This window comes from Actinacidiphila polyblastidii (assembly GCF_036353415.1).
In the GTDB taxonomy this organism is placed as follows: domain Bacteria; phylum Actinomycetota; class Actinomycetes; order Streptomycetales; family Streptomycetaceae; genus Actinacidiphila; species Actinacidiphila polyblastidii.
The window spans coordinates 32,245-52,817 of sequence record NZ_JAZEWV010000031.1 but is presented as its reverse complement, the minus strand read 5'-3'; the positions used below and the strand labels follow the sequence as shown (position 1 = coordinate 52,817).

The following is a 20,573-nucleotide window of genomic DNA, read 5'->3' as shown; positions in this document are numbered from 1 at the left end:
GATGCCGCCTGGTGCAGGAACGGTTGAGGCAGCACATTCCGGCCCGCGCCCTGGCCGCGCGCAACCGGGGGCGTCATTGTTGTGGACATGTCCACATGACGGGACTACGGTGATGCGTGGTCTAGACCTGGCGGGCGGCAACCGGGGGTCGAACGGCCCCGGCGCGGACCTGTCCAGGGACACCAGCGGAATTCCCCACGTTCCCAGGGAGACTGTCATGCGCAAGAAGCTCGCCGCCGCCGTCGTCGGCCTCGGCTCGTTAAGCGCCCTCGTGCTGGCCACCGGCAGCGCCAGCAGCCACGGCTACATCAGCACCCCGCCCAGCCGCCAGGCCCTGTGCGCGGCGGGGACGGTGAAGAACTGCGGCGACATCCAGTACGAGCCGCAGAGCGTCGAGGGACCCAAGGGCTTCCCGGCCGGCGGTCCCGCCGACGGCACGATCTGCAGCGGCGGCGTCAGCCGCTTCGCCCAGCTCGACGCCCCCCGCGGCGGAGCCTGGCCCGCCACTCACCTGACCGGCGGCCAGAGTTACACCTTCACCTGGAAGCTCACCGCCCAGCACGCCACGACCGACTTCTCGTACTACCTGACCAAGAACGGCTACGACCCGACCAAGCCGCTGACGCGCTCGGAGCTGAACACCACGCCCTTCCTGAAGGTGGCGTACAACGGCGCCCAGCCGCCGACCACCGTGGTCCACCAGGGCACCATCCCCACCGGACGCACCGGCAAGCAGCTCATCGTCGGCGTGTGGACGATCGCCGACACCGCAAACGCCTTCTACGCCTGCTCCGACGTGCAGTTCTGACCCGCCCCGCGGGCGCCCGGCCCGGGCGGCGTCCCGGACCCGACGCCACCCCCTGCGGAGGGTGGAAGACGTCCGGCCGCTGTCTGGGCCCGAGGGGCGTCCTCGTGACACCCTGCACTGACGCACCGCCACCACCACCACCACCATGCACCGCCCGCGGAACGACGCCGCGCAGGCGCGGCCGGCGTCCGCGGCAGCGCTGCACGTCGAGGGAGGGAACGGCATGGACAACAGTCGGCTCAGCGGCGGTCGCCGCATGACGCGGCGCACCGTGATCACGGCCGCCGCGGCGGGCGCCGCGGCACTGGTGACGCCACCGGCACAGGCGGCCGCCGGCCCGCCGGCGCCGCGGCGGGCGGGTGCCGTGCGCCCCCGGCACACGATCACCGCCCGGCCGCTGAGCAACGGCGACGGATCGCACCCGCTGGTCCAGGTCCGGGACGTCAACCGGCTGGGCCACGTGCTCGGCATGGTCGACCTCGGCGAGGGCGCCCCGCTCAGGTGGCCCTCGGCGATCTGGGCCGACGGCAGCGTCACGCTCCTGCCCGCGCCGCTGGCGGGGGCGGCCGACAGCGGCGCCGTCCGGCTGAACGACCACGACCAGGCGGTGGGCTACTGCGTGGTCTCCGGCAACCAGTCCGCCGTGCTGTGGACCGCCGGCGTGCCCCGGGTGCTGGACATCGGCACGGTCGAGGCCAACGCGACGGCGTTGAACAACCTCGGCCAGGCCGTCGTGCACGGCTGGAACGTCAAGAGCGGGGAGACCGCCACCTGGAACACCGTCTGCCTGGTCGACGGCGCCTCCGTCACGGCGGTGGCGCCGCCCGCGACGACCGCCGGCATGACCTTTGCCGGCCAGGCGGTCGATGACCACGGCGCCATCGCGATCGTCGCCGGCCGGCCGCAGAGCGCGGACCGCGCGGGCTTCGTCTGGCGGGACGGGGCGGTCGTCGCGGACTTCACCGACCTCGACGGGTCGTCCTCCTTCGCGGGTTTCGAGGGCATCGGCGGGATGAACGCGCGCGGGCAGGTCGTCGGCGACTACTACGCGCCCTACGCCGCCCGGCCCGGGGCGCACACGTTCGTGTGGACCGATGGCGCGTTCACCGACGTCGTCGGCCTCGGCGACGGCAACAGCACGGTCCTCACCTTCGGCTGGCACCCGGTCAACGACCTCGGCGACGTGGCCGGCGTCAGCGACCTCGGCTCCGGCGTGCGCCGCGCGTTCTTGTGGAGCGGCGGCCGCACGCGCGACCTCGGCACGCTCGGCGGCGCCACCGCCTTCCCCGTCGGCGTCAACAACCGCCGCGAGGTGGCCGGCAACTCCGCCCTGCCCGACGGCAGTTCGCGTGCCTTCTTGTGGCGCGCCGGCGAGATGATCGCGATCACCCCGCCGGCCGGCTACGCCAGCACCGCGGCGGAGGCGATCACCGAGCAGGGCGACGTCGTCGGCCGCGCCACGACCGCGGACCGCTCGCGGAGCACGTACCTGCGCTGGACCGTCGGCTGACGCCGGCGGCGCCCGCACCCTCTCGTCGAACCTCGCGACGTGTCCTCCGCGGGCACCGCCGGCCCGCGGAGGACTTCGACGACGACCTGCCCGACGCCTTCCGCCACCACCGGCAGGACGACGTCGTGGCCTTTCACACCGGCGCACTCGGCGTCCGCGGCACGCGTCCGCTCCCTCCCGAACGACCGGCGGTGCCCCGTCGGTCACGATCGGGTACCGGTTACGGGGTGCGCGCGCGGACCGCGCCAGGGTGAACGAGGCTTCCGCCATGGCGGGTTCGCGGATCAGGCGGGTGGGTCCGGTCTCCACGGCGCAGCGGCCGGCGGCCGTGACCGCCGCGCGACGGTGGGACCACCGCGCCCCGGGCGGTGCGGCAGTCCCCGCCGCCGGCCCCCGCCACGCCGATTCCCGGCGCCCCCTGCGCCACGCGCCACCCGTCCGCACCCGGCCAGGCGCCCCCGCTCGCGTCGGCGCCGCCGGGCCCCGTCCCGGCGGCCGGGCGGACGGGCGGACGCCGCGCCTGCCGGCGTCCCGCGGCCTGCCGCCGTCCCGCCTCCGACCGCGCCGGCGGCAGCCGTTCCCCGGCGGTCCCGTGCCACCGCCGGGGCCGCGCGCCGCCGCAGCGCCCCGGGGCCTTCCCGCACCCGTCCGATGACGCGGCGGTCCTGCGGCCGTCCGGCGGCGCCCGCCGGCTCCCGCGCCGGGGGCCGCGGAGCGGGCGCACCGCCCGGCCCGCCGCCCGACCGCGCGGGCGGGCCCGCCCGCCGCCCCTGCACGGCTGCGCCCGGCCGCCCCGGGAAAGGAGTCAGGGCGTCGGGTGTCGCGGCTCCGGGAGGGCGGAGCCGCCGCGGTGGGGAGGGCGGTCACGATGCTGGTGTTTCGGCTGCTGGGACCGGTCGTGGTCGAGGCGGAGGGCGAGGTGGTCGGACTCGGGCCGGCCGGCTCGGCCAAGGCGCTCTGTGTGCTGGCCGTGCTGCTGCGCACCCCGGGGAGGCCCGTCGCCACCGACGCGCTCGTGGAGCGCGTCTGGGGTGACCGGCCCCCGGGCTCGGCGGTGCGCTACAAGTACGTCGGCTGGCTGCGGTCGGCGCTCGCCCCGCACGGTGTGGCGCTCAGCCGCCGTGCCGACGGCTACGTGCTCGACGTGGCGGCCGACCAGGTCGACCTGCACCGTTTCCGGCGGCTGGTGGACCGCGCGCACCGGGCTTCCGGCGGCGGCGACGAGGCCGGCGCGGCGGCCCTGCTGGAGCAGGCTCTGGCGCTGTGGCGGGGCGAGGCGCTGGCCGGGGTGCCCGGCGCGTGGGCGGAGATGTTCTGCGGCCAGCTCGGCCGCGAGCAGCGCGACGCCCGGGTGCGGTGGGCCCGCTGCGCGCTCGCGGTCGGCCTGGAGGCCGAGGCGCTGCACCGGCTCACGGGGTGGGAGACCGACTACCCGCTGGACGAGGAGGTCATCGGGCTGCGGATGGCCGCGCTGCACCGGCTGGGGCAGCACGACCAGGCGCTGGTCGTGCACGAACGGGCGCTGCTGCGGCTGCGGGCGGCGTTGGGCAACGGCTCCGGGGCCCGTCTGGAGGCCGTGCGGGCCGGCCTGATCGGCGGTGACGGCAGCGTCCGCGTCGAGGCCCGGGGTGTGTGGGCCGCCCATGCGGCCCCGGCCGGCGCGGGCGGGACCCGCGGCCCCGGTCCCGGCGTCCGCCCGGCGCTCCACGGGATCGACCTGCGCGCCGCCCGCACCGTGCCGGCCGCCGTTGCGCCCGCAGGGGGCGCGTCCGGCGCCCCGGTCGGCGCCGCGGCGCCGACGGACACCGGCGCGCCGCGGCCCCGCGCCCTCCACGCCGCGGTGGCGCCGCGCCAGCTCCCCCACGCCACGCGCCACTTCACCGGCCGCAGGGCCGAGCTGGCGGCGCTGGACGCGCTGCTCGCCGAACCGCCGGCGGCCGGGACGGTGCTGATCTCGACCATCGGGGGAGGGGCCGGCATCGGCAAGACCGCGCTCGCCGTGCACTGGGCCCACAAGGTCGCCGCCCGCTTCCCCGACGGTCAGCTGTTCGTGGATCTGCGGGGTTTCTCGCCCGGCGGCGGCCCGATGGCGGCCGAGGACGCGGTGCGCGGCTTCCTGGACGCGCTCGGCGTCGACCCGCAGCGCGTACCGGCCCAACCGCAGGCCCAGGCGGCGCTCTACCGCTCCGCGCTGGCCGGCCGGCGCATGCTGGTGGTGCTGGACAACGCGCGCGACAGCGACCAGGTGCGGCCGCTGCTGCCGGGTTCCTCCGGGTGCATGGTCCTGGTCACCAGCCGCGACCGGCTCACCGGCATGGCCGCCACCGAGGGCGCCCGGCACCTGGCCCTCGACCTGCTGGCCCGCGACGAGGCGCGCGACCTGCTCACCCGGCTGCTCGGCGAACAGCGGGCGCACGCGGAGCCCGCGGCCGTCTCGGAGCTGATCGCCCTGTGCGCCCGCCACCCGCTCGCGCTGAGCGTCGCGGCCGCGCGCGCCGCCGCCCGCCCGGCCCGCCCGCTGTCGGCCCTCGCGGCCGAGCTCGGGGACGCGCGAAGACGGCTGGACGTCTTCACCGGCGGGGACACCGCCACCGACCTGCGCGCGGTCTTCTCCTGGTCCTACCGGACGCTCAGCCCGGCAGCGGCCCGGATGTTCCGGCTGATCGGCCTGCACTCCGGCCCCGAGATCACCGCACCGGCCGCCGCGAGCCTGGCCGGCGTCCCCGTCGAGGCCGCCGACACCGCCCTCGACGAACTGCTCCGCGCCCACCTGCTGTCCGAGCCCGCGGCCGGCCGGTTCACCGGCCACGACCTGCTGCACGCGTACGCGGCCGAGCAGGCCCGCGCCCACGACGCCGGGCGGGAGCGCCGGACGGCCGTGCGCCGTCTGCTCGACCACTACCTGCACACCGCCTGGCGGGCCGCGCTGCTGCTCGACCCCGACCTGCGCCCGCCGGACCCCGGCCTGCCGCCCGCGCTCGCCGGCGTCCAGCCGGAGCCGGTGGCCGACCGGGTGCAGGCGCTCGGCTGGTTCGAGGCCCACCACGCGGTGCTGCTCGGCGCGATCGCCCTGGCGGCGTCCGAGGGCGCCGACCAGCACGCGCGCTGGCTCCCGCCGGCGGTGGCCGGCTTCCTCGGACTGCGCGGCCGCTGGCACGACTGGGAGGCGGCGCAGCGCGTCGCGCTCCTCGCCGCCGGCCGCCTCGGCGACCCGCGCGGACTGGCCGAGGCGCACGACGGCCTGGCCCTCCCGCTGATCCGCTCCGACCGCCCGGCCGAGGCCCAGGCGCACCTGCACCACGCCCTCGTCCTGTACCGCCGGCTCGGCGACCACAGGGGCCAGGCGTACGCGCACAGCAGGCTCACCGAGACGTACGGCCGCTCGGGACGGTACGACGACGCACTGCGGCACGCCGAGCGGGCGCTGCGGCTGTTCGAGGAGTCCGGCGACCGCGCGGGACGCGCCGGCGCCCTCACCGCCCTGGGCCGCCTGCACGCCCTGCGCGGCGACCAGGCGTCGGCCCTGGTGTACGGCGAGGAGTCCGTGCTGGCGCACCGCGGTCCCGGCAACGTCCGCGGCAGGGCCGAGGCCTGGGCCGGGCTGGGCCGCACCTGCCAGCACGCGGGTCGGCCGGAACGCGCGCGGGACTGCTACCGGCGCGCCCTGGACCTCTACCGCGAGCGCGGCGAGCGCTACGACGAGGCCGAGGTGCTGGTGCGGCTCGGCGACCTCGAACACGCCGCGGGCGACCCCGGCGCGGCCCGCACCGCCTGGCAGCGGGCCCGCGACCTGCTGGAGGCGATGGGCCACGCGGACGCGGCGGCGGTGCGCGGGCGGCTCGGCGCGCTGTGAGGACCGGGGGCGACCGCGGGCCCACGGGACGCGGGGCCGCGCAGGTCCGGGCGGGGGTCGGGCCGGGGTCGGCCAGGGCGTCACGACGCGGCGCCGCGCCGGCCCCAGCTGTCGTCGCCCAGCGAGAGCAGGGCCCGCAGCCGCACCGGGATCAGCAGCGCGCAGTGCAGCACCCCGTACAGCGCGAAGGCGAGGAAGCGGGGATGGCGCAGCCGCCAGGTGCCGTAGCCGCAGTAGGCCGCCGCGACGCCCAGCGCACCCGCCGCGAACCACGGCCACCCGCCGGGGCCCGCCGTCGCCGCCCGCACGGCGGCCAGCGCCAGCGCGGCGCCCAGCAGTACGGGGCCGGCGACCTGCGCGAAGGTGTCCAGCACGGCGTACGCCCCCAGTGACGGCAGCTTGCGGGCCATCCAGAGGGTGTCGCGGTAGACGCTGCGGCTCCAGCGCAACTGCTGGCGCAGGAACGGCCGCAGCCGGTCGGGCACGACGGTCGCGGACCTGGCGTCCGGCGCGTACACCGTGCGCATGCCGCTGCGCAGCATGAGGTTGGTCAGGTGCCGGTCCTCGCCGTGGTTGCTCGGGCGGCCGCGGAAGGTGTGGTGGAGGTAGTCGTCGAGGACCTTCTCCAGGACCGAGCGGCGGTAGCCGGAGAACGGCCCGCAGCAGCACAGGACCGCGCTGAAGTGCGACTGCGCGGCCCGCTCCTGGTTGCAGGCGTACCAGTAGCGCAGGTCGATCAGGCGGGTCAGCAGGTTCTGCCCGGCGTTCGCCGCGAGCATCTCGCCCATGGCCGCGCCCACCAGCGGGTCGGCGAAGGTGGCCACGAGGCGCCGCACCCCGTCGGGGGCGATCACCGTGTCCGAGTCCACGGTGATCACGATGTCCGCCGCTGAGTCGGTGACCGCGGCGGCCTGCGCCTGCCGCTTGCCGCGGTTGTCGGGGAAGGCGATCAGCCGGAACCCGGGCAGCGCGGTGAACCGGGCGTAGACCGGGTCGAGGGTGGCGCGGTTGGGCGAGCCGTCGTCCACGACGTGCACCTGCACGTCCCCGGCGTAGTCCTGGGCGGCGATCGACGCCAGGCAGGCGGCGAGCACGTCCGGGTCCTCGTTGTGGCAGGGCACCACGACGTCGACGCCGGGGCGGTGTCCCGGGTCCGGCGCCGGCCGGCGCCGCCTGGCCCGCTCGGCGAACAGGATCTGGCAGGTGAGGTGGGCGGCGACGGTCAGGAGGTACAGCGCGCACACGCCCAGCAGGACGTCATCGAGCAGCGCGGACGGTGACGGCGGCACAGCGGAGCTCCCGGAGGGTGAGAGGGGCGGGCGGAACGACGGCGAGAACGGGGGACGAGAGGGCGCGGGCATGGCGGGCGGTGCGGATCCGGCCCCCGCGGTGTGCGGGGGCGCCCCGTGCGGGCTCCGGCGGTCACTCGGTGAGCAGGCGTGCGGCCCCGTCCTCGACGGCCACCAGGGCGTGGCCCGGGCCGCACGCCAGGGCCGGACCGCCGACGCGGTGCGCCACCGCGAGCAGATCGCCGGGGGCCACGTCCTCGGGCAGCGGGAGCCGGCGCGGGCCCTCTCCCGGCCCGCCGACGCCGACCGTCCGCAGCTTCGCCCCCTGGCTCCTTCCGACCAGCCGCACCGCGGGGTCGGGTCCGGGCGCGGGCTCGGCGGACGGCTCGGCGTACGGGTCGAACGGGCCGGCGTGCGCGGCGGCGGACGGCTCGGCGAACGGTGCCGCAGGAGCGCCGGGGATCGCGCTTCGCGGCTGGGCGAATGTGTCGCCCACCGGTCCGGTGAGCGGTCCGGCGACCGATCCGGTGAGCGGCCCTTCCAGGGTGACGGCGGCGCCGGTGGCGGTGACGACGCGCAGCAGGGTGACGGCGGCCGGCGCGAGCAGGGCGCGGCCGGTCTCCAGGGTGAGCCGCGGGGCCGGAAGGCGCAGCACCCGGCACTCGTAGTCCATCGCGGTGCGCAGCCGCTGCGCCAGCCCGTGCGGATCGGACGCCGGGACGACGCCGTCGCCGGACAGGTGGAGGCGCTCCACGGCGACGCCGTGCGCCTCGCGCAGCGCCGACGCGACAGCGAGCAGGACGCGCACGGCGGCCTCGTACGCGGACACGCGCGAGCCCGGCGGCCCCGGGACGGCGTGCAGGCCGGCCAGCCGGACGCCGGGCCCTGCCAGCAGGCGGCGCACCGCCTCCACCGCGTCGCCCGGGGCGACGCCCGGGCCGTGCCCGCGCAGGGCGACCGCGAGCAGCACCGGGCGCGGCGCGGCCGCCCGGTCGGGGTGCTCGCCGGCTTCCCGCGGGTCGCGCAGCACGACGGCGCCCGCGAAGCCCGGGAGCGGGCGGCGGGCCAGCGTCGCGGCGGCCGGGACGCCCGCGGCCCTGGCCGCCGCGAGCTCCGCGACCGAGCCGACCGTCACCGACAGCCCCTGCGCGGCGACCAGTCGCAGCACGCCGGGCGCCGCGAGCGCGGCGGCCGACCAGCCGAGGTCCGCCCAGGGCAGCGCGGCGCGGTGGGCGGCGCACCGGCGCCGCACCTCGGCCACGTCGAGCACCGCCGCGGGCGTGCCGTGCCGGGCGGCGACCCGGGTCAGCGCGACCCCGCCCACGAGCATGTCGCCGTCCGCGGTGATCCGCGTGCCGGGCGGCCAGCGGCCGGGATCGAGCCGGGCGTGCAGCATCCGGTGGAAGGTGGGGAAGTGGTGGGACAGCGTCATCCGGCTCGCCTCCGCGGCCGACGGGCGGCGTTCACAGCGCCTGGGAGATGACCACGCGCTGGATCTGGTTGGTGCCCTCGACCAGTTGCAGCAGTTTGGCCTCGCGCATCCAGCGCTCCACCGGGTGGTCGGTCACGTAGCCGTGGCCGCCCAGCACCTGCACGGCCTCGGTGGTGACCCGCATGGCGACGTCGGTGGCGAAGAGCTTGGCCTTGGCCGCCTCGACCGCGAACGGCCGGCCCGCGTCCAGCAGCCGGGCGGCGGCCAGCGTCAGCGCGCGGGCGGCGGCGATCTGCGTGGCGAGGTCGGCGAGCAGGAACCCGACGCCCTGGAAGGACAGGATGGGCTGCCCGAACTGCACCCGGTTCCTGGCGTACCGCACCGCGTAGTCGAAGGCGGCCTGCGCCAGGCCCACCGCGCAGGCGGCGATCCCGATCCGGCCGCCCTGGACGGAGTCCATGGCGACGAGGAAGCCGCGCCCCTCCCGGCCGACCAGCCGTTCTGCGGGGACCCTGGCCGCGTCGAAGACCACCTGGGCGGTCGGCGAGGAGGCCACGCCCATCTTCTTCTCCGGCGGCTGCGGCAGCAGCCCGGGGGTGCCCGCGTCCGCGAGCAGGCAGCTGATGCCGCGCGCACCGCTGCCCGAGGTGCGGCAGTACACCAGGTACAGGTCGGCCACGCCGGCGTGGGTGACCCACGCCTTCGTGCCGTCCACCACGTAGTCGTCGCCGTCGCGGACCGCGCGGACGGCCAGCGCGGCGACGTCCGAGCCGGCCGCGGCCTCCGACATGCAGTTGGCGCCGAGGGCCAGGCCGTCGAGCATCGCGGGCAGGAAGGCGCGGCGCTGCTCCGGCGTGCCGTGGGCGGCCAGCGCCCGGCAGGCGACGGTGTGCACGTTGACGGACTCCGCGACGCTCAGCCAGCGCGACGCGAGCACCTCCAGCACCTGGGCGTAGACCTCGTACGGCTGCCCGCCGCCGCCGTACTCCTCGGGGTAGGGCAGGCCGAGCAGCCCCGCCTTGCCCAGCGTGCGCAGCACGTCCCCGGGGAACTCGGCGCGCGCCTCGAAGTCGGCTGCCCGGGGGGCGAGTTCGTGGTCGGCGATGTCGCGGGCCAGCTCCAGCAGGTCTTCGGCCTCCGCGGAGGGCAGCAGGCGGGGGACGGTCATCACAGCACTCCAGGGGTCAGCACGCGGCCGTCGCCGTCGAGGGGGTCGGGAGAGGAGGGGGTCGGGTCGGCCGGGTCGCGGCGGAGCGACCGGACGGCGGGCACGGCGACCATGCAGGCCGTCGCCACGAGCGCGAACACCGTCGCCGCGGCGAGGACGTGCCGGAGGCCGAAGAGTCCGGCGGCCGGCCCGGACAGCACCCGGCCCACGGGCAGGATGAGCGTGGAGCCGGCCACGTCGTAGGCGTAGACGCGGTTGAGCACGTCGGCCGGGACGTGCGTCTGCAAGGTGGTCAGCCACAGCACGTTCCACACCGCGAAGCCCACCCCGGCGAGCAGCCAGCCGGCGCAGATCACCGGCACCGGCAGCCGGAAGACCCCGACCAGCGGGCACGCGGCGAAGGAGGCCATCACGCACGCGCCGGTGAACAGCGGCCGGCGGGGCCGGAACCGCATGGCGATCAGCCCGCCGCCGACCGCGCCGGCGCCGAACACCGAGGACACCACCCCGAAGGCGGCGGCGCCGTGCTCGCCGACGATCACCGTGCCGGTGAGCGGCTGCGCGGGCCCGAACACCAGCAGCCCGTAGAACGACCAGATGAGGATGACGCTCCACAGCCAGGTGCGCGACCTGAACTCGTGCCAGCCGCGCACCAGGTTGCGCATCATCGCGCCGCCGTCCGCCGCGGGCCCCGGGCCGGCCGTGCGCAGCGCGGCCAGGCACAGCGCGCTCACCGCGAAGGTGCCCGCGTCCACCGCGAGCACGGTCCCGGAGCCCGCGGTGGCGGCGAGCACGCCGGCCAGCGCCGGGCCCACCAGCGTGACGAGCGCCTCGGCGACCCGCAGGACGCCGTTGGCGCGCTGCACGTCCTCGGCCACCTGCGGCAGCACGCTCGCCACGCCCGGCTGGAAGGTGGCGGTGGCCGCGCCCGCCGCGATCTGCAGGACGACGATCTGCCAGAAGTGCCCGGCGCCGGTGAGGAACACCACGGCCAGCAGCGACTGCGTGCCGACCCGGGCGACGTCGGACACCGCCATCATCAGCCGCGGGGTGTAGCGGTCGGCGAGCACGCCCCCGAACAGGACCAGCAGCGCGACCGGCGCCGACCACGAGGCGAAGGCGTAGCCGACGCCGGACGCGCCGTAACCCGCGTGCAGCACCCCGATGGTGACGGCGATCGGCATCATCGCGTCGCCGAACAGGGAGACGGTGCGCAGGGTGAAGTACAGGCGGAAGTCGCGGGTCCACAGGGCGGCGGGGCGGGCGCCCCGACCGGTCCCGTCGCCCGCGGTCCCGTCGCCCGCGGCCGCGTCGCCCCCGGTCGCGGGGTCGTTCCCGGGGCCGCCCGCGCTCCCCTTCGCCCCCGTGGGCGCGTCGCTGCTCACGAGGTCACCGCCGCGGCGGTCGCCGTGCGGCCGGTGCCCTCGGCGAGCACCGTACGGGTCCGCCAGGCCGCCGGGTCCGCCGGGTCGTCCGGCGCGCGGTCCACCACGGTGTAGCGGTGCGGGGCCATCGCGTCCAGGCGCCGGTGCCGGAGCGCGGCCAGGCACGCGGTGTGCAGGGCGGCGGGGTCGTGCCCGCCCGCCGTCCAGCACTCCAGCCGGTGGCCGAGCACGTCGTCCGGCACCGCGGCGACCAGGCTCGGCCCGCCCGCGACCTCCTCGACCATCGCCTGCACCGAGGCGAGGTCGACCCAGCACGAGTCGACGAGGTACCAGCCCTCGCCGCGCGCCACCGGGGCCAGTCCGGTCAGCTCCTCCAGCCGGTCCAGGGGGACGTCGCCGTCCGCCGCGGCCCCCAGCAGGCGGGCGACGCCCGCTCCGAACGCCTCAGCCTCGGCCGCGGGCAGCAGGTTCGGGTCGGCCCACAGCGCGAGTTCCAGCTCCTCCTCCAGCCGGACGGTCCACAGCATCAGCCGGGTCAGCATGGGCTCGGGGCGGAACCAGTCCACCCGCACGTCGCCGTCCGGGGCCGCGGCCGTGCGGTCCCGCGGGGAGGGGCCGGCGCCGTCGGCCGGGACGGGCGGCGAGGTGAGCAGCCCCTCCAGGGTCAGCGTGGACAGGTCGTTGAAGACGCAGTCGCGCGCCCAGTGGCTGCCGCGGTCCCGTTCGGCCCTTTCGATCCGCGGCAGCAGGTCGTCGTAGTCGAACCAGCTGTGCCGCAGCGCGGCGAGCGCGCGGCCGCGCACCCGGGCGGCCAGCTCGTCGAAGGTCGCCACGTCGTCGGTCCGCACCGACACCAGCCCGTCCTGCGCCACCGTGCCGATGTAGTCGGCGAGTTCGGGCAGGAACCGGTTGGCGGCCGGGGTCGCGACGACCACGGTGCGCTGACCGAGCCGGTGGGCGAGCAGCGCGCACATCGCGGCCAGCACGAGGGTCGCCCGGCTGGTCCCGGTGCGCTCGGCGACGACGGTCAGCGCGCGGGCCGCGGACCGCGACCGTACGCGCAGCCTGCCCAGCATCCAGTCGCACGGCCCCACGCCGGGCACGGCGAACATCGACTGGGGGGTCGTGCGCAACTGGTTCTCCCAGTACCGCAGGGAGGAGGCGAGGCGGCGGCGGCCCAGCTCCGAATGCTCCGTCAGCGCCAGGTCCACCGGCTGCACCGCGGGGGGCTCCGGGAGTGCACGCCCGGCCAGCACGGCGTGCCACTCGGCGGTCAGCAGGTCGATCCCGGCCGCGTCGACGGCGATGTGGCACAGCACCAGCACCATGTGACGGGGACGGCCCCCGGCGGTCACCACCGCGGCGCGCAACGGGAGTTCGGTGCGCGGCTCGAAGCGCACCGAGCGCAGCCGCTCGCCCACCGCCCGCGCCACGTCCCCGGGCGGCCCGTCCGCCTCGTCCGCCTCGTGCACGCGGAGGGTGAACCCGCCCTCGCCGAGCACCACCTGCTGCAGCTCGGGGTCCACGGGGTAGAGCGTGCGCAGTGACTCGTGGCGCAGCGCAAGGACGCGGACCGCGTCGGCGAGCGCGTCGAGGCCGACGCCGTCCGGGACCGGCAGCACCAGGCAGGCGTTGAGGTGGGCCGGGTCGTCGCGCAGCACGCAGCGGCGCATGTTCGCCTGGCCCACCGTGACCGGGCCGCTGCGGGCGCTGCCGCCGGAGAAGCGCGCCGGCAGGGCGCGGCCGGCCTGCGGGTCGTACCGGGAGTCGTCGTCCATGGGGTTGTCTTCCTGCCGTCCGTGAGTGGGGTGAGGGGCGCCGGGGGAGGCCGGCCGGTGCTTCAGGGGGCGAGCCAGTGCGCGCTCTCGGGCCAGACGCGCGCGACGCGGCGCACCGCCCAGTCCCAGTAGGAGCGGACGGACAGGTCCGCGTAGACGAAGTCGCGCTTGAGCCGCACGTCGCGCGCGTCGGACCAGTGGTAGGGGGCGCCGGAGGACTGCGCGAGCAACTGCAGTCGGCAGGCGTGCTCCAGCACCTGGGCGAGGACCGCGGCGTGCCGGACGCTCTTGCCCACCACGACGCCGCCGTGGTTGCGCAGGAGCACCCCCGGCCGGTCGCCCAGGGCCTCGGCGATGGCGGCGCCGGTGGCGATGTCGAGCACGGTGTTGCTGGTCTGCGTGAACAGGCCGGTGCGGCCCACGAAGTACGCGCCGTCGTGCGAGACCGGCCGCAGCGGCAGGTCGGTGGCGCCGAAGACCAGGGTGTGCGGGGCGTGGCTGTGCACGATCGCGTTCACGTCGGGCCGCGCCTGGTAGATCGCCTGGTGCAACGGCAGCTCCGGGGGCGCGGTGCGCGGTGCGGGCTCGCGGTCGTCGACCGGGGCCGCCACGACGTCCTCGGGCCTCGCCTCGTCGAACCCGCAGAGCGCGTTCTTGATGTGGAAGGCGCCGGCGCCCGGCATCCGGGCGGAGATCTGGCCCTGGTTGAAGTCGTCGTGGCCGTCGAGGGAGAGCATCCGCGCGCCGAGGGCGAGTTGGGCGACGAGCCGGCGGACCGGCGCGGGCGCCGCGGCGGCGGTGTCGCGGGAACCGGTCGGGGCCGTGGTCATGAACCGCTCCTCGGCGCGAGGTCGTTCGTCGGATGCTGAGCGCCGCCCGGGAGCCGCGCGGCGTCGTCCCGCGCGGGGGCGCGGGAGGACGCCGCCGCCAGCAGGTCGTCGAACACCCCCGCCATGTCGGCCAGTCCGGGCGCGCGCCCGCGGGTCCAGCGGACCGCCGCGAGGGCGCCCGCCGCGGCCGCGTCGATGCGCCGCACCGAGTGCCGCAGCCGGAGCGTCTCGGCCGGCCACGACCACATCACCTCGTGGTCGCTGACCGGCGGGCCGGCCCGCAGCGAGCCGATCTCCGCGACCTCCGTGCCGCTGCCCGCGCGCCAGCAGGACGCGAGCGCCACGGCGGTCGCGCTCGGCCGGTGCGCCTTGCTGGCCGGGTGCCGCTCGTGCACCGCGGTCTCGGCCGGGTAGGCGGCCTGCACGCCCAGAGCGGCCAGCAGACCGACCACCGTGCGCTGCAGGTGGTGGCCGATCGCCAGGTTGGTGGCCCGGACCACCGGCACCGCCCCCGCCAGGTCCGCCAGCGCCCGCCACTGCGCGTCGTCCAGGTCGGAGACGCACTCGACCAGTGCGGCGCCGTGGCGCAGGCAACTGCGGCGCACCGCCTCGTGGGCGCTCGGCGAGGACGCGTCGACGATGACCTCGGGCTCGGCGTCGACGCGCCAGCCCGATCCGCGGGACGCGGTCATGACCACCGGCAGTCCGGCCCGCCCGCAGGCGTCGACCACCGCGCGGCCGAGCCGGCCGAGGCCGACCACGCCGACCCGCGGCGCGGAGGGCTCAGCCACCGGAACCCTCCCGGCTCTGCTGGACCAGCCCGACCAGGCGGTCCAGCGTGGCGAACGACTCGGCGTCCGCGTCCGGGTCGATGTAGACGCCGAGTTCGTTCTCGATGCCGTCGATCAACCGGATGTACGACAGCGAGGAGTAGCCGAGGTCGCGGAGCGAGCCGGCGGCCGCGTCGACCTCGGTCCTGCTCAGGTCGCCGTCGCTGGACTCGATGATCAGGCGCACCAGTTGTGCGCGGAGGTCCTGGTGCTGCTCGGTCTGCGGTGCGGTCATGTCCGTCCCGTCCTGGGTGCTGGATGGTCCTGCGGTCCTGACGAGGTGCTGAGGGCGCTGATGAGCTGAGGTGCTGAGGGCGTTGAGGGTGCTGAGGTCGTGGCGGCTGAGGTCCTGCGGTCCCGCACTCCCGGGGTGCTGAGGCGCCGAGGTCCCGTCCTGAGGGAAGCCGGCTCGCCGGGAGGCCCTCGGCGAGCCGCGGATCAGCCGTGGTCGTCCGCGCCCACCAGCCGGCGCAGCCCGTCCAGGGACGGCTTGCCGATGGCGTTCGCCGGAATCTCGTCGACGAGCCGGAAGAACCCCGGCACCTTGTACTCCGCGAGCGAGGTCCTGCAGTGCGCGCGCAGCGCCGGCACGTCGAGTCCCGGCTCGGCCACCACCGCGGCGGCCACCGCGGGCGACCCGTGCCGGTCGGTGACCTCGAAGACCACCGCGTCGCGGACGGCGGGCAGCAGCCGCAACACGTTGCCGACCTCGACCGGGTCGACCTTGCGGCCGCCGAAGTTGATCATCCGCGAGGTGCGCCCGGTCAGGAACAGCTCCCTGCCGCGCAGCACCCCGTGGTCCCCGGTCCGGTAGAGGCCGTCGGCTCCGACGCGCGCCTCGAAGAGCCCCGGCGCGTTGAGGTAGCCCGACCCCATCGACGCGCTGCGCACCCGTATCTCGGCGGGCGCCTCGCCGCCGGCCTCCATCACCACGCCGGGCAGCAGCGTGCCCAGTGCGGCGCCGTCCGCCCCGTCGTCGGCCGCAGCCGCCCCCGGGTGCGGGTCGAAGGTGAGCGGTCCGGTCTCGGCGACCCCGTAGTAGTTCGAGATGCGCACCCCGGTCAGCTCGGTGAAGGCCGCGCGGGTCTCCGGGCGCAGGGGCGCCCCCGACGAGATCGCGATCCGCACCCGGTCGAACACCGACCGGTCCAGACCGCGGCGCACCGCGGCCTCGTAGAGCGCGGGGAAGCCCACCAGCCAGGTGGCGGCGGTGCGTTCCAGCACCCGTGAGACGTGGGCGCCGGTCGGCAGCCCGCGGGTCAGGTGGAGGCTCGCGCCGACATGGAAGGCGGCCAGCAGCGAGGTGTTGAAGGCCAGGCCGTTGGACAGCGCGGCGAAGCAGGCGATGCGGTCGTCCGACCGCAGACCGGTGCCCGCCGCCCAGTTGACGGCGGCCTGCGACACCGCGCTGCCGGAGAACTCGATGCAGTGGGGGTGGCCGGTCGACCCGGAGGTGAAGCGGCAGACCTCGGTGTCGGGCCGCAGCGCGTGCCGGCGCCCGTCCCGGCGCAGTGCGGTCACCCGCAGCTCCAGGATCGCGCCGAGGGCGCCGGCGGCGGTCCCCTGCGCCGGCTCGCGGTCCGCCTCGTGCACCAGCAGGTCGAGCGAACACTGGTCCGCGATCGACGCGACCTCCTCGGGGCCGAGCGCCCCGTCGATGAGGAACGGCACGACGCCCTGCCGCAGCATCGCCAGGAGGGCGACCACGTACGCGGCGGAGTTGGGCGCCTGGATGCCGGCACGCACGACGCCCCCGGCCCCCGCGAGCGCGGCCGGCCACCGCCCGGCCTCCTCGGCGAGCCGGTCGAGGTCGCGGTACGTCAGCAGATGATCGGGATCACTCAGCGCGATCCGGTCGGCGTGCAGGGCGAGCGCGTCGCCGAACGCCGAGGCGAGTACGGCCATCGGTCGTCGTCTCCTTTCGGGTACGGGTACGGGTACGGGTATTACGGGGGCGGGGTGCTGGTGCTGGTGCTGGTGGGGCGCGGCGGCGCGCCCGGTCAGCGCTCCCCTTGCGCGTACGCCCCCTGCTGGCGGTCCCACTTGACGCCCGGACCGCCGTCCGCGCCGAGCAGGACGAGGTACAGCAGCTCGTCGCCCTCGGGCAGGCATCCCATGCGCCGCCACCGTCGGGTGTCGAAGCCGCCGACGCCGGTCACGCCGAGCCCGGCGTCCGTCGCGCCCAGGTAGAGGAGCTGGCCGAGTCCGCCGGCACGGAACAGCGCCTCCCGCAGCGCGGCCGGCGGCCGGCCGAGCAGCTCGTCCCGGCCGGTGTGGAAGAGCACGGCAGCGGCGGCGGCGCCGAGGTGGTCCTGGTGCATGCAGGCGGCGACGAGGTCGGCGTCGCTCGGCGCCGGCGCCGAGCCGCTCCCCGGGCCGCCCTCCGAGCCGCTGCTCGCGCCGCCGTCCAAGCCGCCGGAGCGGTACACCCCCGCCGGCAGGCCGTCCACCTCGCGCGCCACCAGGGTCATCCGCAGAGCGGTCCGACCGGGCAGGTCGCAGCGCAGCTCGGTGCCGATCGCCGCCAGCGCCCGGCCCAGTGCCGCCCGGGGGACCGCGCCCGCGGCGAAGCCCTTGCTCGACCTGCGCCCGGCCGACAGCGCCGGCCACGCCTCCGGCAGCAGGGTGCCGCCGTGCTGCGGCAGCGAGCCGCCGGCCGGCAGCGGGATACCCCCCGCGGAGCCGGCGAGCAGGACGCCGCCGGAGGCGGCCCTTCCCACGCCCGCGGCAGGGGCAGCGGCGGGGGCAGCGGCGGGGGGCCCGGCCGCGGCCGCCCCCGAGGTCCCTACCGGCACGGCGTCCTGCGCACCGCCGTCGCCGTGGTCGGCCGGAACCGGCCGCAGGGACTCCCAGCACGCCCGCTCCAGCCAGGACGGCTGGTCGACGGCCGGCCCCGTCTCGTACACCGTCCAGGCGGGCGCGGCCCGTCCGTCAGGGCCGACCCGCAGCACGGAGTGGATCTCACGGCAGCGGTCGCCGAGGCCCAGGAGTGCGGCCAGCGGTTCACGGCGCAGCCGCAGGCGCAGGTCGGCGCCCGAAGGCGCCCGGGAGGCGAGGCCGAGCAGGTTCACCGCGAGGTGCGCGGTGTCCAGCTGGGTGTACAGGTAGCCGCGGTCGCCGTACTTGCGCATGGACAGCCACGGGCGGGTGGCGATCACCACGAGCGCCCGGTCCCCGGCGGGGCGCCGCAGCCCGGCCGCCGCGAGCGCGGCGGGGTCGACGGCCCCGGTGCGGAACGCCCTGCGGCGCACGGCGTCCGTCGCGTACACGGCGTCCGCGGTGACCACGTGGCACTCGTACGGGTGGATGGCGCCCGCGGACGGCACCGCCCGGCCGCCTCCGGGGCGCGCCGGGCCGCCGGTCGCGAACCCCTCGTCGATCAGGGACAGCGCCGCGGCGAGGCCGGCCGGCAGCGCGCCCGCGCCGACCTGTGCGGCCGGGGGCGCGGACACCGCCATGCGGTCCCAGGCGTCCCGCGTCAGCACGGTCCCGCCCGCCGGGAGCCCGGCGGCCGGGAACCCGCCCGGCTCCGGGCCCGCGTCGAGGACGTCGCTCGCCGCCGGCCGCCCGGATCGTTGCCCTTGCTGCATCGTCGCTCCTCGCTTCGCCGCGCTCAGAGTTGCCGTAGTGACGCAGGGTGGTGCTCGGGGTGAGTCTGGGACCGCGGTGATGCGGTGGCGATGCGGTGGCGATGCGGTCACGATGTGGCGGTCATGCGGCGGTGCTGCGGCCGGAGCGGGGCGGCGGCCCGCCGTCCCGGCGAGGCCGCCGGGAGGCCGGGGAGCCGAGGACGCGTGCCGTCAGTGCCGCACGACGCGGATGTTGAAGTTCCCCGTCTGGAACGAGGCGTCCAAGGCCAGCCACAGCGCGATGTACATCTCGGTGCCGCGCGAGGCCCGGATGCCGCCGAGGTCGATGACGTGCTCCGGGCTCCACCCGAGTTCGACGAGCAGGTCCCGCGTCACCCGCTTGGCGTCCGCGTCCTCCCCCGCGACGAACACGTCGTGCGGTTCAGGGAGTTCGTCGGGCTCGACCATGACACTGGCGAGCACCGTGTTGAGGGTCTTCACGATCCGGGCCGCGGGGAAGGCCCGCTGCAGCTGCTCGCCCAGGCTGTCGGTGTTCACCGGACGCAGCGACGGCGGGAAGCCGGCTCCGAAGTCGAGCGGGTTGGAGGTGTCGAGGACGACCTTGCCGGCCAGGTTCTCCTCGCCGGCCTGGCGCAGCGCGGCGCACGAGCCCGCCCCCGCGGTCGCGTTGACCAGCAGCTCGCCGTGGGCGGCCGCCTCGGCGAAGTCGCCGGCGCCGCCCCCGGTCTCCCGCGCCCACGACCGCGCGCCGGGGTGACCGGCCTGCCGCGCGCCCATGACCACCTCGTGGCCCAGCGCGGCCAGCCGCGTCCCGAGCGTACGGCCGACCATGCCGGTGCCGAGTATGCCGATCCTCGTCATGCCTGCTCCCACCCCGGTGTTCGGGCCGGGCGGCTGTCCCGGCTCACGCGTGCCTGAACGTACCCTGTCCGTGGGGTTCCTGACCTGCCGTCATGCGTCTGTGCCCGCTTCGCACGGGTCGCCGCGCAGGATCGCGAGGTGCAGGCGCTGGAGTTCGGGGGGCGGGGAGATCCCGAGTTCGTCGTTGAGCCGCTGCCGGGTCCGCTGGTAGGCGTCGAGGGCCTCCGCGGTGCTGCCGCTGCGGTGGAGCGTGACCATCAGGGCCGCGGTGATGCGCTGCCGGTAGGGGTGCCGGGCGGCGAGGCCGGTCAGCTCGTCCAGCAGCGACAGGTGGCGGCCGAGCCGCAGGTACGCCTCGGCACGCTCCTCCAGCGCGGCCAGCCGCAGCGAGTGGAGGCCGTGGCACAGGCGCATCCGTAACTCCTCGGTGGTGACGTCGGCCAGCGCCGGGCCCTGCCACAGGGCGAGCGCGCGGTCGAGCAGTGCGGCACGCTCCCGGGGGTCGCCGGTGCGCTGGGCCAGGTCGAACAGCCGCCGGAACTCGTGCGCGTCGATCAGGCGCGGGTCGCAGGACAGCCGGTATCCCGCGCCGTGCCGGACGAGGGTCGCGTCCTGCGGGCACGCCCGGGCCAGGGTCGCCCGCAGCCGGCTGACGTGCGCCTGGAGGGTGCGGCGCGCGCTCGGCGGCGGCACGTCCGGCCAGACCAGGTCCACCAGCCTCTCCACGGGAAGCAGTTGGTTCACCTCCAGCAGCAGGATCGCCAGGACGAGGCGCTGCTTGCGGTCGCCCAGCGGCAGCGGCCGCCCGCCCGTCCACGCCTGCACCGGGCCCAGCAGCCGGAAGTCCGGCGCGGACGGCCCGCCCGTCGCGCCCGCGCCTGTCGGGGATGCCGCCGTCTGCGGCGCGGCCGCCTCCACGGCCGCGTCCACCCGTTCCTCAACGCGCATAGACCTCTCCCTCCGTCGGACCGCCGGTCGGCCGGTCGACCGTGGGAAAGCCTGCGGCACCGATGTGGAAGCGCGGCTGGAACGGCGTGTGGAAGTGCGCCTGGAAGTCCAGACCTTCGGGTACGCGGCAGCAAGGGGCGCAAGGGCCGGGCAGCGCGCTGCCAGGGTGCGCCGTTGCCGTCGGCCGAGCAGTTCCAGGTGACCTTCGACTGCGCCGCGCGATAAGCGGCTTCTGGGTGTCTGACGCCGCCCGCTCCCCACGTGCCGGCGAGCGGGCGCATGTGGAGCGGA

At 76.8% G+C, this 20,573-nt stretch carries 15 protein-coding genes; 3 read left to right on the top strand and 12 right to left on the bottom strand.

Going from position 1 to position 20,573, the window contains the following annotated elements; translation table 11 throughout:
• Positions 1 to 217 precede the first annotated feature (217 nt).
• From V2S66_RS26935 to V2S66_RS26925, 3 genes are all read left to right on the top strand, one after another.
• A complete protein-coding gene (locus tag V2S66_RS26935) occupies positions 218 to 808 on the top strand; it encodes a lytic polysaccharide monooxygenase auxiliary activity family 9 protein (RefSeq protein ID WP_330799287.1) in 591 nt (196 codons plus the stop codon).
• Between the two features lie 223 nt (positions 809 to 1,031).
• Positions 1,032 to 2,318 carry a hypothetical protein gene (locus V2S66_RS26930; protein ID WP_330799286.1) on the top strand — a complete coding sequence of 429 codons (1,287 nt, stop codon included), beginning with the start codon at positions 1,032 to 1,034 and terminating at the stop codon, positions 2,316 to 2,318.
• 868 nt (positions 2,319 to 3,186) lie between these two features.
• A complete protein-coding gene (locus V2S66_RS26925; protein ID WP_330799285.1) occupies positions 3,187 to 6,171 on the top strand; it encodes an AfsR/SARP family transcriptional regulator in 2,985 nt (994 codons plus the stop codon).
• Between the two features lie 80 nt (positions 6,172 to 6,251).
• Here V2S66_RS26925 and V2S66_RS26920 read toward each other — a convergent pair whose 3' ends face one another.
• From V2S66_RS26920 to V2S66_RS26865, 12 genes are all read right to left on the bottom strand, one after another.
• Positions 6,252 to 7,460, bottom strand: a complete 1,209-nt coding sequence (locus tag V2S66_RS26920) for a glycosyltransferase family 2 protein (RefSeq protein ID WP_330799283.1) — start codon at positions 7,458 to 7,460, stop codon at positions 6,252 to 6,254.
• A gap of 133 nt (positions 7,461 to 7,593) precedes the next feature.
• The gene (locus V2S66_RS26915; RefSeq protein WP_330799282.1) at positions 7,594 to 8,892 is read right to left on the bottom strand and encodes a type III PLP-dependent enzyme domain-containing protein; all 1,299 of its coding nucleotides are present in this window, start codon (positions 8,890 to 8,892) and stop codon (positions 7,594 to 7,596) included.
• A gap of 31 nt (positions 8,893 to 8,923) precedes the next feature.
• Positions 8,924 to 10,060: an acyl-CoA dehydrogenase family protein gene (locus V2S66_RS26910; protein ID WP_330799281.1), complete on the bottom strand. Its 1,137-nt coding sequence runs from the start codon at positions 10,058 to 10,060 to the stop codon at positions 8,924 to 8,926.
• Positions 10,060 to 11,445, bottom strand: a complete 1,386-nt coding sequence (locus V2S66_RS26905) for an MFS transporter (protein WP_330799280.1) — start codon at positions 11,443 to 11,445, stop codon at positions 10,060 to 10,062. Before V2S66_RS26905 ends, V2S66_RS26910 begins: the two co-directional genes overlap by 1 nt.
• On the bottom strand, positions 11,442 to 13,223 hold the full coding sequence (locus V2S66_RS26900; RefSeq protein ID WP_330799278.1) for a condensation domain-containing protein: 1,782 nt from the start codon (positions 13,221 to 13,223) through the stop codon (positions 11,442 to 11,444). Before V2S66_RS26900 ends, V2S66_RS26905 begins: the two co-directional genes overlap by 4 nt.
• 62 nt (positions 13,224 to 13,285) lie before the next feature.
• Positions 13,286 to 14,053, bottom strand: a complete 768-nt coding sequence (locus tag V2S66_RS26895) for a class II aldolase/adducin family protein (protein ID WP_330799276.1) — start codon at positions 14,051 to 14,053, stop codon at positions 13,286 to 13,288.
• Positions 14,050 to 14,844: a dihydrodipicolinate reductase C-terminal domain-containing protein gene (locus V2S66_RS26890; RefSeq protein WP_330799275.1), complete on the bottom strand. Its 795-nt coding sequence runs from the start codon at positions 14,842 to 14,844 to the stop codon at positions 14,050 to 14,052. Before V2S66_RS26890 ends, V2S66_RS26895 begins: the two co-directional genes overlap by 4 nt.
• Positions 14,837 to 15,118: an acyl carrier protein gene (locus tag V2S66_RS26885; protein WP_330799274.1), complete on the bottom strand. Its 282-nt coding sequence runs from the start codon at positions 15,116 to 15,118 to the stop codon at positions 14,837 to 14,839. Before V2S66_RS26885 ends, V2S66_RS26890 begins: the two co-directional genes overlap by 8 nt.
• Before the next feature lie 203 nt (positions 15,119 to 15,321).
• A complete protein-coding gene (locus V2S66_RS26880; RefSeq protein ID WP_330799273.1) occupies positions 15,322 to 16,788 on the bottom strand; it encodes a class I adenylate-forming enzyme family protein in 1,467 nt (488 codons plus the stop codon).
• Positions 16,789 to 16,883: 95 nt separating this feature from the next.
• Complete coding sequence (locus tag V2S66_RS26875; protein ID WP_330799272.1) at positions 16,884 to 18,473, bottom strand: nitroreductase family protein; 1,590 nt, start codon at positions 18,471 to 18,473, stop codon at positions 16,884 to 16,886.
• A gap of 210 nt (positions 18,474 to 18,683) precedes the next feature.
• Positions 18,684 to 19,334 carry an NADPH-dependent F420 reductase gene (locus V2S66_RS26870; RefSeq protein WP_330799271.1) on the bottom strand — a complete coding sequence of 217 codons (651 nt, stop codon included), beginning with the start codon at positions 19,332 to 19,334 and terminating at the stop codon, positions 18,684 to 18,686.
• Between the two features lie 90 nt (positions 19,335 to 19,424).
• The gene (locus V2S66_RS26865; protein WP_330799270.1) at positions 19,425 to 20,282 is read right to left on the bottom strand and encodes an AfsR/SARP family transcriptional regulator; all 858 of its coding nucleotides are present in this window, start codon (positions 20,280 to 20,282) and stop codon (positions 19,425 to 19,427) included.
• Between the last annotated feature and the right edge of the window lie 291 nt (positions 20,283 to 20,573).